The organism is Nonomuraea sp. NPDC004354, assembly GCF_053602555.1.
This window is the reverse complement of the sequence record NZ_JBSGDV010000002.1, coordinates 374,019-387,577: the sequence shown is the minus strand read 5'-3', so window position 1 is coordinate 387,577 and position 13,559 is coordinate 374,019. Positions and strand designations below refer to the sequence as shown.

11 protein-coding genes and 1 tRNA gene are annotated in these 13,559 nt (G+C 67.5%); 3 read left to right on the top strand and 9 right to left on the bottom strand.

Annotated elements, in window-relative coordinates:
• Positions 1 to 51 precede the first annotated feature (51 nt).
• The 3 genes from ACWENQ_RS07490 (at position 52) to mltG (ending at position 2,139) form a co-directional block, all read left to right on the top strand.
• Positions 52 to 417 (top strand): hypothetical protein, encoded by a 366-nt coding sequence (locus ACWENQ_RS07490; RefSeq protein WP_452413170.1) that lies wholly within the window; start codon positions 52 to 54, stop codon positions 415 to 417.
• A gap of 253 nt (positions 418 to 670) precedes the next feature.
• The gene (locus ACWENQ_RS07485; protein ID WP_449916056.1) at positions 671 to 1,183 is read left to right on the top strand and encodes a SigE family RNA polymerase sigma factor; all 513 of its coding nucleotides are present in this window, start codon (positions 671 to 673) and stop codon (positions 1,181 to 1,183) included.
• Entirely contained in the window at positions 1,180 to 2,139 is a 960-nt protein-coding gene (gene mltG, locus ACWENQ_RS07480) for an endolytic transglycosylase MltG (RefSeq protein ID WP_452413169.1), read from the top strand. The genes ACWENQ_RS07485 and mltG overlap by 4 nt, the downstream gene beginning before the upstream one ends.
• Before the next feature lie 783 nt (positions 2,140 to 2,922).
• Here the strand turns inward: mltG and ACWENQ_RS07475 are convergent.
• From ACWENQ_RS07475 to dnaN, 9 genes are all read right to left on the bottom strand, one after another.
• Positions 2,923 to 3,372 (bottom strand): hypothetical protein, encoded by a 450-nt coding sequence (locus ACWENQ_RS07475; RefSeq protein WP_452413168.1) that lies wholly within the window; start codon positions 3,370 to 3,372, stop codon positions 2,923 to 2,925.
• A 147-nt stretch (positions 3,373 to 3,519) separates the two neighbouring features.
• Positions 3,520 to 3,596, bottom strand: a tRNA-Ile gene (locus ACWENQ_RS07470).
• 115 nt (positions 3,597 to 3,711) lie between these two features.
• Complete coding sequence (locus ACWENQ_RS07465) at positions 3,712 to 4,317, bottom strand: DUF3566 domain-containing protein (RefSeq protein ID WP_449916049.1); 606 nt, start codon at positions 4,315 to 4,317, stop codon at positions 3,712 to 3,714.
• Between the two features lie 3 nt (positions 4,318 to 4,320).
• Entirely contained in the window at positions 4,321 to 6,822 is a 2,502-nt protein-coding gene (gyrA, locus tag ACWENQ_RS07460) for a DNA gyrase subunit A (protein WP_354916722.1), read from the bottom strand.
• Positions 6,823 to 6,855: 33 nt separating this feature from the next.
• Positions 6,856 to 8,778, bottom strand: coding sequence for a DNA topoisomerase (ATP-hydrolyzing) subunit B (gene gyrB / locus ACWENQ_RS07455; protein ID WP_449916187.1), 1,923 nt, complete (start codon positions 8,776 to 8,778; stop codon positions 6,856 to 6,858).
• A 326-nt stretch (positions 8,779 to 9,104) separates the two neighbouring features.
• The gene (locus tag ACWENQ_RS07450) at positions 9,105 to 9,602 is read right to left on the bottom strand and encodes a DUF721 domain-containing protein (protein ID WP_354916716.1); all 498 of its coding nucleotides are present in this window, start codon (positions 9,600 to 9,602) and stop codon (positions 9,105 to 9,107) included.
• Positions 9,592 to 10,824 (bottom strand): DNA replication/repair protein RecF, encoded by a 1,233-nt coding sequence (recF, locus tag ACWENQ_RS07445; protein ID WP_452413167.1) that lies wholly within the window; start codon positions 10,822 to 10,824, stop codon positions 9,592 to 9,594. The genes ACWENQ_RS07450 and recF overlap by 11 nt, the downstream gene beginning before the upstream one ends.
• Positions 10,825 to 10,994: 170 nt before the next feature.
• Entirely contained in the window at positions 10,995 to 11,936 is a 942-nt protein-coding gene (gnd, locus tag ACWENQ_RS07440) for a phosphogluconate dehydrogenase (NAD(+)-dependent, decarboxylating) (protein ID WP_449916045.1), read from the bottom strand.
• Between the two features lie 45 nt (positions 11,937 to 11,981).
• Complete coding sequence (gene dnaN / locus ACWENQ_RS07435) at positions 11,982 to 13,121, bottom strand: DNA polymerase III subunit beta (RefSeq protein WP_354919292.1); 1,140 nt, start codon at positions 13,119 to 13,121, stop codon at positions 11,982 to 11,984.
• Between the last annotated feature and the right edge of the window lie 438 nt (positions 13,122 to 13,559).

The following is a 13,559-nucleotide window of genomic DNA, read 5'->3' as shown; positions in this document are numbered from 1 at the left end:
CTGTTGCAGTATTCGTTGCAGCATCCCGAAGCCACCGGCAGAGTGAGCTGCGTGATCGAGACCGAGGGTCCCTTCTATCGCGTCATCGAACCCGGCTTCGAGATGTTGATCCCGCAGTGGGAAGGGCATGACCCTGAGACCGCGAAGGAGGCCGACGCGACCATCACCCTTCCTGACGGCACTCGTCGTTATGCGACCTTCATGACTCTCGATGTCATCGGCAGGACCATGGACCGGTGGCGCGACACGGGCGAGTGCCTCAACGGCCGGTACTTCTGGTGCTCCGATCTGATCGTCATCCGTGAGCCGGGCTTCGCCTCGATGGCCGACGCCGTACGGGGCATGATCGAAACGGGAGAGATCGACCGTGCGTGCGGTGCGGTTCCGGCCGATGACCATGAGCAGGATGCTGATTAAAGATCACCCCGGCCCTGAACGGAGATCGGCCACCATCAGGCGATCGGGAGGGCAGCACCGATCCAGGACCGCGTCCTCGTCGAGAACTCACTCCGCGCCCTTCGCCCTTCGAAAGTCGTTTCAGGCTGAGGCCCGCAAGCGGCGGAGGTAGATGATGCAGGCATGCGGCCCTTGATGCAGATCAGTGCGGCCATGCCGGCATAGATCGACGCCCTGTCCGCGTCCTTGCTTGGTGACATCGCGAGGAGGACGGGTGGATCCAGGATTTGAGGCGGACTTCCGGGAGTTCGTCATCGGTCGATCAGGGGCGCTGTTCCGTACCGCGTACCTGCTGACCGGTGACCGGCACGCCGCTGAGGACTTGATCCAGTCGGCGCTGGCGAAGACCGCCGCGAAGTGGCGCGGCCTGCGCGACCCGGCGGCCATCGAGGGCTACGTCCGCCGCGCCATGTACCACGAGCAGGTGAGCTGGTGGCGGCGCCGTTCCCGCATCGCGGAAGTGTCCACCGGATGGCTGCCCGAACAGATCGGCGATGGGCACGCCGAGATGGTGGATCTTCGCCTGGTGATGCGCGCGGCTCTTGCCCGGCTGACGCCCCGGCAGCGGACCATGCTCGTGCTGCGCTACTTCGAAGACCTGTCCGAGACCGAGATCGCGCGGCTGCTCGGTGTCAGGGTGGGGTCGGTGCGCAGCCAGATTTACCGATCGTTGGAGCGTCTGAAGAAGGCCGCACCTGAACTGAACACCGTGAGGGAGTTCGGATGAACATCGAGGATCTGCTGCGTGAGACCCTTTCCGACATGGCCCGTGAGGAGCAGCCACCCTCACCGAGCCGGTTCTTCCAGGTCGACCGGAGTCGATCCCGTTGGCGCAGCCTCGCCCTGGCGGCGACCGCGGCCGTAACCGTGATGGCGGTCGGATCCACGCTCGTGGTCCAGGGGCTGTCCTTTCGGGTGGCGGTCTCCAAGGACTTCGCCGAGCAGGGCTCCGGCGAGGCGCTTGCGGAGACCCAACAGGGACAGACCACCCTGACGGTGAGAGAAGGACTACGGCTCTCACAGATCCTGGAGCAGCTGTCGACCGCCACCGGCAGACCACTGGTGGAGTTCGAGCGGGCCGCCAAGGACGGCAGGGCGCTTGGCCTTCCGGCCTACGCCAACGGCGCGCTGGAAGGATTCGCCTTCTCCGGAACCTACGAGGTCTCGCCCACGTCGAGCCCCGACGAGATCCTCGCCGCGATGGTGACACGCTTTAATCGCACCGCCGAGGACAGCCACCTGGTGGACGGTGCCAGGCGTGTCGGCCGTACGCCGCTGGAGATCCTGACCATCGCCAGCATCGTCCAGGCCGAGTCGGCCAACAAGCGCGACATGCCCAAGATCGCGCGAGTTGTCTACAACCGGCTGAACCACACGCCCGAGATGAGGCTGCAGGTGGACAGCACGGTCCTGTACGGCCTGAACAAGTTCGGAGTCAGGGCCTCGAACGAGGATCTCAAGAGCCGGTCGCGGTACAACACCTATGCGCGCCTCGGCCTGCCCCCCGGTCCCATCTGCAACCCGGGCGCCGACGCCATCGAGGCTGCCCTGAAGCCGGCCGCTGGGCCCTGGCTGTTCTTCGTGACGACCGATCCGGAGAAGGGCATCACGAAGTTCGCCGACTCGGAATCCGAGTTCTTCAAGCTGGTCGAGGAATACAACAAGAACCGCAGGAACGGGTGATGGAGCGGCGCGCCGCAGTCCTCGGTTCACCGATCGGGCACGCTCCCCCTCCTCGTACCTCCATCGGGCCGCGACGACGCCCGGCACGCGCGGCTGCCGCTGCATCCGTCGCGTCGCCCACGTCGTTCAGAGCGGCGTGGCTCGGCGCGGCGGGTTGCATGGGGGCAGCTCGCCTTCGCCCGACGAACTCATCCGCAAGTCCATGAGGCCGAGCACCCCGACCCAGGCGGCCAACGCCGGCCAGGAGGCGACAGCAGATCGACGACCGGCACGCGTACGGGCGCCGGGGACGCGCCGATCGCCTCAGCGGTGCGCTCCAACATTGAAGGATGGCGCGGGCAGCGAGTGTCAGTTCGTCGTGGTGGGCAGGAGGGGGCGGGTGCTCGCGATCAGGTCGCACAGAAGGCGATCAACCGGCGGATGGGGCACAAGACATAGAAGATCGAGACGATCTACACCCACGTCTCGGACGAGATGGAGAAGCAGATCTGCGCGGCCCTGGAGGCGCGCTTCTGGGCCGCTGTGGGGGAGCTCGCAGCCGAGCGGCCCACGAGGGGCCCTGCTTCGCCGGTCGCGACCCTGGATGAGTTGATCGCTCTCTGGAGGGCGCGGGAGTCCGCACCTGAGGCGCCGTCCAAGATCGAGCGCTGGAGAACATCTCCCGCCTGGTCGGCCACAAGGGCACTGTGGTGACCGAGAAGGTCTACCGGAAACAGCTCCGCCCGGTACTACTGGAAGGCGCCGAGGCGATGGATCAGATCTTCCCGCAGGCTTAAACGCTGTTCATGTCCGCGTCTCGGCCTTCGCGTTGGGCTTGTCTTCGGCTCGTGGCACGCCGGCGATCAGGATGAGCGCAGCAATAGCGCCGTAGAGCGGGATCACGAACCCAAGCCCCTGCGAACCCTCAGGGCAATAGGGGGAGAAGAACGCAATGGTCGACAGTGCGTAGTAAGCGGCTGTCGCGAGCGCTCCGCCCGCTCCTGTCCAGGCCAAGAGTCGGCGCCTTTGGGGCAGTGATCGCCATGCGGCCACGGCCAGCGCTATCAAGGCAGGGGGAAGAAGGGTGGCCATCGCGCCGAAGCCCAGGCCGAGCACATCACGACCGGTGTATCCGTCTTCGGTGTTCAGGTAGGCACAGATGTAGATCTCTGTATCCACTGGTAACGAAGCCCAGTTAGGAAGGGTGGACAGAAGGACGGCACCCATCCAGCACAACAGCGCGCGGTGCTTCATCGCCTATATCCCCCAGGACCCCACAACCGCTCATCCTCCGCGCGGGCCTCGGGACGGGGAGGCTCAGTGTTCCACCTTAGTCACCCAGTTAGTCACTCGGAAGATCAAAAAGGCCACTTCTCATTACGAGAAATGGCCTCTGAGCTGTGGTGGGGCTACCAGGACTTGAACCTGGGACCTCTTCCTTATCAGGGAAGCGCTCTAACCGTCTGAGCTATAGCCCCGCGCACAAAGAACGTTATCGCATCCGTCAGCCGGAGGCGAACCGGTTGTTCGTACGAGGAAAGCTTACCGTGTCCCGGGCGCTGCTCGCGCCGCGTCCGGGACACGGCAAAGGGCCTATTCGGCCTCGCTGAACGTCACCTCGACGCCGCCTACCAGGTCGGCGGCGATGTTGTAGATGACCGCGCCCAGCGTCGACAGCGCCGTGATCAGCACGACGTTGACCGCGCCGATGAGCGCGGTGTACCCGAGGATCCTGACCGGCTCGAACCACGCAGAGATGTCGAAGCTCCCCGAGCTCTGCCCGTCGGCCTGGGTCAGCTGGTTGACCGTCTGGACGATCGAGTCGAAGACCCCGATGGCCGACAGCACGCCGTACAGGACGGCGACCGCGACGAACAGGATCACGAAGCAGACCAGGGAGACGACGAAGCTGAACTTCATCGCCGACCACGGTTCCACGCGCCGCAGCACCAGGTGCGCCTTGCGAGGCAGGCGGGCCGCCGCTGCGGCCGCCTTCTTCTTCGGCAGCTCGACGGCCGGCGGCGGTGGGGCCTCGGAGGTCAGAGACGGACGGAGACGGACCGTCTCGTTCTTCCGCTCCGCCTCGTCCTGGGCCTGGTCCTCCGTGATGTCAAGGACTTCCGTCTCGTTGGGCTTGGCAGGCTTCTGCCCGTTCTCCCGAGACGATGTCGTCTTCGCGGAACCGCCCTGGGCGTTCATGGACTACTCTCCTCCCCCGTCTTCCTCAGCTTCCGCCGAAGTCTCCATCGACTCGGCGTTCCGAGCGAGGGCCACGACGCTGTCGCCTTCGGCGAGATTCATCAGGCGCACTCCCATGGTCTGACGGCCAGACTGCTTGATCTCCCCAGCACTCGTCCGGATCACCCCGCCGTTGGATGTGATCGCGAAGACCTCGTCCTCCGGGTTGACCATGACGGCTCCGACCAGCTTGCCACGAGAGGTAACAATCTTCGCAGTAAGCACGCCCTTGCCGCCACGTCCCTGGACCGGATACTGCTCAACAGCTGTCCGTTTCGCGTACCCGCCCTCGGTGGCGATAAGCACGTCTTCGCCATCACCCATGCGATTCATGGCGAGAAGTTCGTCACCTTCTAGGAATCTCATGCCGATGACACCACTTGTCGCCCTGCCCATGGGGCGCAGCGCGTCGTCGGTGGCGGTGAAGCGGATGGCCTGCGCGCCCTTGGAGACGAGCAGCAGGTCGTCCTGTTCGGAGACCAGCCGTGCGGCGATCACCTCGTCGTCCTCACGCAGGTTGATCGCGATCAGGCCGCCGGACCTGGGGGAGTCGTACTCCGCCAGCCTCGTCTTCTTGACCAGGCCGCTGCGGGTGGCCAGCACCAGGTACGGCGCGACGTCGTAGTCACGCAGGTCGAGGACCTCCATGACGGTCTCGTCGGGCTGCATGGCCAGCAGGTTGGCCAGGTGCAGGCCGCGCGCGTCACGCCCCGACTCGGGCAGCTCGTAGGCCTTGACCCGGTAGACGCGGCCCTTGTTGGTGAAGAACAGCAGCCAGTGGTGGGTCGTGGTGACGAAGAAGTGGTCGACGATGTCGTCCTGGCGCAGCTGCGCCCCGCGCACGCCCTTGCCGCCGCGCTTCTGCGCCCGGTAGAGGTCGGTCTTGGTGCGCTTGGCGTAGCCGCCGCGGGTGATCGTGACGACGATCTCGTCCTCGGCGATGAGGTCCTCGATCGACATGTCGCCGTCGTAGGCGATGATCTCGGTGCGCCGGTCGTCGCCGTACTTGGCGACGATCTCCGACAGCTCGTCGTTGATGATCTCGCGCTGGCGGGCCTGGCTGGCCAGGATCGCGTTGTACTCGGCGATCTGGGTCATCAGGTTGTCGTACTCGTCCTGGATCGCCTGGCGCTCCAGGGCGGCCAGCTTGCGCAGCTGCATGTCGAGGATGGCCTGGGCCTGGACCTCGTCGATGTCGAGCAGCGTCATCAGGCCGCCCTGCGCCTCAGCGGCCGAGGGGGAGCGCCTGATCAGCGCGATGACCTCGTCCATCCGCTCCAGCGCCTTGAGCAGCCCGCGCAGGATGTGGGCGCGCTCCTCGGCCTTGCGCAGCAGGTAGCGGGTCCTGCGGACGATGACCTCGATCTGGTGCGCCACGTAGTGGCGGATGAACTGGTCGAGGCGCAGCGTGCGGGGCACGCCGTCGACCAGCGCCAGCATGTTGGCGCCGAAGGTGTCCTGCAGCTGGGTGTGCTTGTAGAGGTTGTTCAGCACGACCTTGGCGACCGCGTCGCGCTTGAGCACGATCACCAGGCGCTGGCCGACCCGCGAGGAGGACTCGTCGCGGACGTCGGCGATGCCGGTCAGCTTGCCCTCGCGCACCAGCTCGGCGATCTTGAGGGCCAGGTTGTCCGGGTTGACCTGGTAGGGCAGCTCGGTGACCACCAGCGACTGGCGGCCCTTGCCGTCCTCCTCGACCTCGACGACGGCCCGCATGGTGATGGAGCCGCGGCCGGTGCGGTAGGCGTCCTCGATGCCGCGCCGACCGACGATCAGGCCGTGGGTCGGGAAGTCGGGCCCCTTGACCAGCCCGATGGCCGCCTCGAGCAGCTCCTCGTCAGTGGCGTCGGGGTTCTCCAGGCACCACTTGACGGCCGCGGCCACCTCGCGCAGGTTGTGCGGCGGGATGTTGGTGGCCATGCCGACCGCGATGCCGCCCGAGCCGTTGACGAGCAGCTGCGGGATGCGCGCGGGCAGGACGTCGGGCTCCTGCGACTTGCCGTCGTAGTTGGGCCGGAAGTCGACGGTGTCCTTGTCGATGTCGCGCAGCATCTCCATGGCGATGGGCGCGAGCTTGCACTCGGTGTAGCGCATCGCCGCCGCGGGGTCGTTGCCGGGCGAGCCGAAGTTGCCCTGCCCGTCGACCAGCGGGTAGCGCAGCGACCACGGCTGCGCCAGCCGTACGAGCGCGTCGTAAATGGAGGTGTCGCCATGCGGGTGGTAGGTGCCCATGACGTCACCGACGACGCGGGCGCACTTGAAGTAGCCGCGGTCGGGACGGTAGCCACCGTCGTACATGGCGTAGAGCACCCGGCGGTGCACCGGCTTGAGACCGTCGCGGACGTCGGGCAGCGCACGGGACACGATGACGGACATCGCGTAGTCCATGTAGCTGCGCTGCATCTCGGACTGGATGTCCACAGGCTCGATGCGGTCAGCCGGGGGAGTGGTGTTCACTTCCGTCACAGGTGAAGATCCTTTTTTCTGGTACGGCTACCGCTATACGTCGAGGAAGCGGACGTCACGCGCGTTGCGGATGATGAAGTCGCGCCTGGCCTCGACGTCCTCGCCCATGAGCACGCTGAACAGGTCGTCGGCCTGCGCGGCGTCGTCGAGCGTGACCAGGCGCAGCAGCCGCGTCGCGGGGTTCATCGTGGTCTCCCACAGCTGCCCGGCGTTCATCTCGCCCAGACCCTTGAAGCGCTGGACGTTGTCGCGCGGGCGCGGGTCGGGCTTGCCCGCCGCGATGCCCTCGGCGATGACCGCGTCGCGCTCGGAGTCGGAGTAGGCGTAGGAGGCGTCGTCACCCTTGCGGTCCCACTTGATCTTGTAGAGCGGCGGGCACGACAGGTAGACGTGACCGGCCTCGATCAGCGGCCGCATGAAGCGGAACAGCAGGGTCAGCAGCAGCGTGTTGATGTGCTGGCCGTCGACGTCGGCGTCGGCCATCAGGATCACCTTGTGGTAGCGCAGCTTGGCGATGTCGAACTCGTCGTGCACGCCGGTGCCGAGCGCGGTGATCAGCGCCTGGACCTCGTTGTTCTTCAGGACCTTGTCGATCCTGGCCTTCTCCACGTTGAGGATCTTGCCCCGGATGGGCAGGATCGCCTGGAAGCGGGAGTCGCGGCCGCCCTTGGCGGAGCCGCCGGCCGAGTCGCCCTCGACGATGAACAGCTCGCACTTGTCGGGCTCGTTCCACTGGCAGTCGGCCAGCTTGCCCGGCAGGCCGCTGCCGGACTCCAGCAGCGACTTGCGCCTGGTCAGGTCGCGGGCCTGGCGTGCCGCGAGGCGGGCGCGGGCGGCCTGCAGCGACTTGTTGATGATGTCCTTGGCCTCGCCGGGGTTGCGCTCGAACCAGTCGCGCAGGTGGTCGTTGCAGGCCTTCTGGACGAAGGACTTGGCCTCGGTGTTGCCCAGCTTGGTCTTGGTCTGGCCCTCGAACTGCGGGTCGGCCAGCTTGACCGAGACGATCGCGGTCAGGCCCTCGCGGACGTCCTCACCGGAGAGGTTGTCGTCCTTGCCCTCCTTGAGGAACTTCTGCTCGCGCGCGTAGCGGTTGACGATGGACGTCAGGGCCGCGCGGAAGCCCTCCTCGTGGGTGCCGCCCTCAGCCGTGTTGATCGTGTTGGCGAAGGTGTAGACCGACTCGGAGTAGGAGTTGTTCCACTGCATGGCGATCTCGACGGAGATGCCCTCACCGTGGGCCTCGAAGTCGACGACCGACGCGTGGGCCGGCTCCTTCTTGGAGTTGAGGTGCCTGACGAAGTCGGACAGGCCGCCCTCGTAGTGGTAGTGGACCTTGTGGACCTCGCCGTTGATGTGGTCGGGCCGCTCGTCGGTCAGCGTGATCGTCAGGCCCTTGTTGAGGAAGGCCATCTCCTGGAAGCGGCGCGAGAGCGTCTCGAAGTTCCACGTGGTGGTCTCGAAGATCGCCGGGTCGGCCCAGAAGGTGATCGACGTGCCACTCTGGTCGGTGGTCTCGCCCTTGGCCAGCGGAGCCACCGGCTTGGACATCTCGAAGCGCTGGCGCCAGACGTGGCCGTTCTGCTCGACGACGACGTCCATGGCGGTCGACAGCGCGTTGACGACCGCCGAACCGACGCCGTGCAGGCCGCCGGAGACCGCGTAGGACTTGCCGTCGAACTTGCCGCCCGCGTGGAGCGTGGTTAGCACGACCTCGACCGCGGAGCGCTTTTCCACAGGGTGGATACCCGTGGGGATGCCACGGCCGTTGTCGACGACCCGCACGCCGTTGTCGGCGAGGAGCGTCACGTCGATGCGGTCGGCGTGACCCGCGAGGGCCTCGTCGACGGAGTTGTCGACGATCTCGTAGACGAGATGGTGCAGACCGCGCTCACCGGTCGAACCGATATACATACCCGGGCGCTTGCGGACCGCCTCAAGCCCTTCGAGTACGGTGATTGAGCTAGCGTCGTAGGACAAGTGCGAAATCCTCCTGCCGCGGACACGCGGCCGGGGAGGCGACAACCGCCAGCTGCCCCTGCCGTGCCCGTCACCGTCGTGAGTGCCCCGATGCGCGGTCACCCAGGGGAGTCGGCTCGCATGCCGCGGGTGACACGCAAGCGGACGTGTCCGGAATCCGCTTTCATTCTACCGGCTCTGAGCGCCGAAGGTGGCATCGAACGCGCCTGTGATGCCCTGTAGCTCGTTTTCCCCCCTGTCGAGCATCCCCCCTCTTGGAGGAGGGCCGCTCCCGTCTGCGGCCTTCTGATCGCCCGACGCGGGATTTAGCCGTACGTGTCGCCCGGGCCTCGGCTGCCCGTGACCCGCAGCCCCCCGGACGGCCTCGGCCCGTTCTGCGGGCCTCTGACCTTGACCTTCTTGACCGTTCCAGGGCCGAGTTCCTCGTTCAGCCTGTGGATGAGCGTGCGGGCCAGCAGCCGGACCTGGGTGGCCCAGGCGGTGGAGTCGGCGGCGATGACCACCTCGCCGTCCTCGAACGCCTCCGGTTTGGTGTGCGCGGCCAGGTCGGGACCCACGATGTCGGGCCACCGGCCGAAGACGCCGCCGACCGCGGCCGAGCGCTCCCAGCCGCGGGCGGCCAGCAGGTCGGTGATCGCCTTGCCGAACAGCTGGGGGTCGCCCGCGTCACGCTGGGCCACCGACCGGCGGCGCGGCTCCCGGCGCGGCAACTGCCCCCGCCTGGCCGCGTCGGCCTTGGCCTGGGCGAGCTTCTCCCTGGCCAACGCCGCCCCACGGGCGGTCGGGTTGTCGTCACCTGACACGGGTCACGCTCCCCCCTGCTACATCGAATCGGGCACCGGTCAGCTCCCTCGGCACGTCGTCGGCCACCGCCGCGGTGATCAGCACCTGCTCGGCGGGCGCGACGATCTCGGCCAGCCTGCGCCTGCGCTGGCTGTCGAGCTCGGCGAAGACGTCGTCGAGGATCAGGACGGGATCGCCGCCGTCGGCGCGCAGCAGGTCGTAGGCGGCCAGCCGGAGCGCCAGCGCGAACGACCACGACTCGCCGTGGCTGGCGTAGCCGCGCGCGGGCAGGTCGCCGAGGCCGAGAACGAGGTCGTCGCGGTGCGGGCCGACCAGGGTGACGCCGCGCTCCAGTTCGGCCTCGCGGACCTCGATCAGCCGCTCTTTCAACCTCGACTCAAGGGTTTTCCCCAGGTCTGTGGATAACGTGTGTGCATCGGGAGATCCGGCTTCACCGGCCTCTTCGCCGTCCACGGCATCCCCGCCTGTGGACAACGTGCTGCGATAGGCCAGCCGCGCGGGAGCGCTCGTGGGTGCCAGCGAAGCATAGGCGGAGGCGACCAGTGGCCGCAGCGCTTCGATCAGATCGAGTCTGGCGCGCAGCAACTCCGCGCCGTGCCGGGCGAGGTGCGCGTCCCACACCTCCAGCGTGCTCAGGACGTCTCCCGCGCCCGCCGCGGCGAAGGCCGCCTCCCGCTCCGCCCTGCGCCCGCCACCGCGCCCCCTGCGCGCCTGGGCGGCCGTACGCAGCAGGGCGCCGCGCTGCTTCAGCACCCGGTCGTAGTCGGCCCTGACCCCGGCGAAGCGGGGCGCGCGGGCCACGAGCAGGTCGTCGAGGAAGCGTCTGCGCTCGCCCGGGTCGCCCTTGACGAGCGCGAGGTCCTCGGGGGCGAAGAGCACCGTGCGGAGCAGCCCGAGGACGTCGCGGGGCCGGGAGACGGGGGAGCGGTTGAGCCTGGCCCTGTTGGCCCTGCCCGGGTTGATCTCCAGCTCGATCAGCGCGCGCCGGTCGTCCCTGTGGACGGCGCAGCGGATGATCGCCCTGCTGGCGCCCTGCCGGACGAGAGGGGCATCGGTGGCCACCCGGTGGCTGGAGTGCGTCGCCACGTAGCCCATGGCCTCGACGAGGTTGGTCTTGCCCTGGCCGTTGGGACCGACGAACGCCGTGACGCCCGGCTCCAGGCCGAGCTCCACGGAGGCGTAGGACCGGAAGTCGGTCAGCGACAGGTGGGCGACGTGCACCCCACGAAGGTTAGTGGGCCACACCGACCACTGGGGTCACCGTCGGGCTCCCCTGTGGAAAACCGATATGGCCCGCCGCACCCTGTGCACAACCTGCCGCGCCCGGTGGATCCCTGTCCACATCCCGGCGCGCCCTGTGGACGAACCGGGGGAGCGAACGGGATACCGGGTTACTCGGCTTCCTTCGGCGGGACGACGTCGGCGCCGGGGGAGTCGGCGCCCTTCGCGTGGGCGCCCGCCTCCGAGACGACCGCGTGCCCGCCGAACTGGTTGCGCAGCGCCGCGACCATCTTCATGGCCGGCGAGTCGTCCTGCCGCGAGGCGAACCGCGCGTACAGCGCGGCCGTGATCACCGGCAGCGGGACCGCGTGGTCGACCGCCGCCTGGACGGTCCACCGGCCCTCGCCCGAGTCCTGTGCATAACCCTTGAGCTTGTCGAGGTGCTCGTCGGAGTCGAGCGCCCGCACCAGCAGGTCGAGCAGCCACGACCTGATCACCGTGCCGGTGCGCCAGCTGGCGAAGCTGCCGCGGACGTCCTTGACGATGTCGGAGGCCTCGAGCAGCTCCCAGCCCTCGGCGTAGGCCTGCATCATGCCGTACTCGATGCCGTTGTGGACCATCTTCGCGAAGTGTCCCGCGCCGACCTCGCCGGCGTGGACGAAGCCGTTCTCGCCCTCGGGCTTGAGCGTCTCGAAGACGGGCATCAGCCGCTGGACGTCGGCCTCGGCGCCGCCGCACATGAGCGCGTAGCCGTTCTCCAGGCCCCACACGCCGCCGCTGACGCCGCAGTCGACGAAACCGATGCCGTGGGTCTTGAGCTCCTCGGCGTGGCGCTGGTCGTCCACATAGTGCGAGTTGCCGCCGTCGACCACGAGGTCGCCCGGCTCGAGAAGCTCGCCGAGCACGTTGATCGTCTGCTGGGTGGGACCGCCCGCCGGGACCATGACCCACACCGCGCGGGGCGTCTGGAGGCGTTCGACGAGCTCCTTGAGGCTGGCGACGTCGCTGACCTCGGGATCGCGATCGTAGCCGACCACCTCATGGCCGCCGCGGCGCAGCCGCTCGGCCATGTTGCCGCCCATCTTCCCGAGCCCGACCATGCCGATCTGCATGTTGATAACCCCCTTGTCAGGCTTCCATCATCTCTGATGGCCTGGTCAGCTGGACAAGCGGATGGGCATGATCAGGTAACGGTAGTCAGGCGTGCCACCGTCGTCCACAGGCTTGCCGCCAGTGAGGATAGCGGGCTTGGTCGAGGTGGTCATCTGCAGCCTGGCCACATCGGAGTCGATCGCGCCGAGACCCTCCAGCAGGAACTGGTGGTTGAAGGCGATGTTCATCTCCTCGCCCTCGTAGTCCACCGGCAGCACCTCGACGGCCTGCGCCTCGTCGCCGCTGCCCGCCTCCAGGACGACCTCGCCGCCGCGGAAGGCCAGCCGTACCGGGGTGTTGCGCTCGGCGACCAGCGCCACACGCTTGACGGCCTCGACGAACGGGCCTGTGGACAGGTCCGCCTTGGCGGAGAACTCGGTCGGCAGCAGCGAGCGGTACTTGGGGAACTCGGGGTCCAGCAGCCGCGTGGTGGTGCGCCGGCCCGCGCTGGAGAAGCCGATCATCCCCTCGCCCGTGCCGCCCACGGAGCTGAGCGCGATCTCGACCTCGGCGCCGGTCGATCCCAGTGCCTTGGCGGTGTCGGCCAGCGTCTTGCCGGGGATCATGGCGATCGCCGAGAAGTCGGGCTGTCCCGGCTGCCACTTCAGCTCCCGTACGGCCAGGCGGTACCTGTCGGTGGCCGCGAGCGTCACGGTGTCGCCCTCGATCTCCATCCGCACACCGGTGAGCATCGGCAGCGTGTCGTCCCTGCCTGCGGCGACGGCGACCTGGCTGACGGCGGAGGCGAACACGTCGCTGCCCACCCGGCCGGCCGCGGGCGGCATCGTGGGAAGGGACGGGTAGTCCTCCACAGGCATGGTCAGCAGGGTGAATCGAGCGCTGCCGCACGTGACGACCGCCTTGGCGCCGTCCACCACGAAATCCACAGGCTGTGCGGGAAGCGCGCGGGTGATCTCGGCGAGCAGCTTGCCGGAGACGAGCACCACGCCCGCCTCACCGGTCTGCGGCTCGAGCGTCACCTCGGCCGAGACCTCGTAGTCGAAGCCCGACAGCTTCAGCTGGCCCGCGTCGGTGACTTCCATGCGCATGCCTGCCAGGACGGGCACGGACGGGCGCGCAGGCAGGCTGCGTGCCGTCCATGCGACCGCCTCAGCGAGCACGTCGCGCTCGATCCGGAACATCACGGGGATCACCCTCCTGGTTGGTCGTCGCTGGTTGTCAAGTCTTCACTCTCCCGCACATGAGCTCGGGGAGAACCCCTCTATGGGTCTTTGAATTTCTTCGTTAGAGATAAGTGGAGTCATCTTCATAGGGGCTGTGGATGTTGTGGATAACCGGCGTTTCCGCAGCTCATCCCGTCGATGTTCATCCACTGCCCATGTGGGCGAAGCCTGGGGAGAACTTCGCCGCCTGGGGATGACGGATCGTTGCCCACAGGCCGTCCCCAGATCTGGGGGTCTTCATCCACCGGTTATCCACTGGGTTTCAACAGGTTATCCACGGGGTAGAAGGGGTCACCTGGAGCTCCCGTTTCCGATGTTCACAGGGCGTCCACAGGTTGTCCACGAGCTGTCCCCAGGTTGTCCCCAACATGTCCCCAGCCTTATCCCCAGGCTCTGTGG

What these genes read in the sequence shown, in the direction of transcription:
- mltG (WP_452413169.1), top strand. Translation starts at nt 1,180, where the DNA reads ATGAACATCGAGGATCTGCTGCGTGAGACCCTTTCCGACATGGCCCGT.
- ACWENQ_RS07475 (WP_452413168.1), bottom strand. Translation starts at nt 3,372, where the DNA reads ATGAAGCACCGCGCGCTGTTGTGCTGGATGGGTGCCGTCCTTCTGTCC.
- ACWENQ_RS07465 (WP_449916049.1), bottom strand. Translation starts at nt 4,317, where the DNA reads ATGAACGCCCAGGGCGGTTCCGCGAAGACGACATCGTCTCGGGAGAAC.
- gnd (WP_449916045.1), bottom strand. Translation starts at nt 11,936, where the DNA reads ATGCAGATCGGCATGGTCGGGCTCGGGAAGATGGGCGGCAACATGGCC.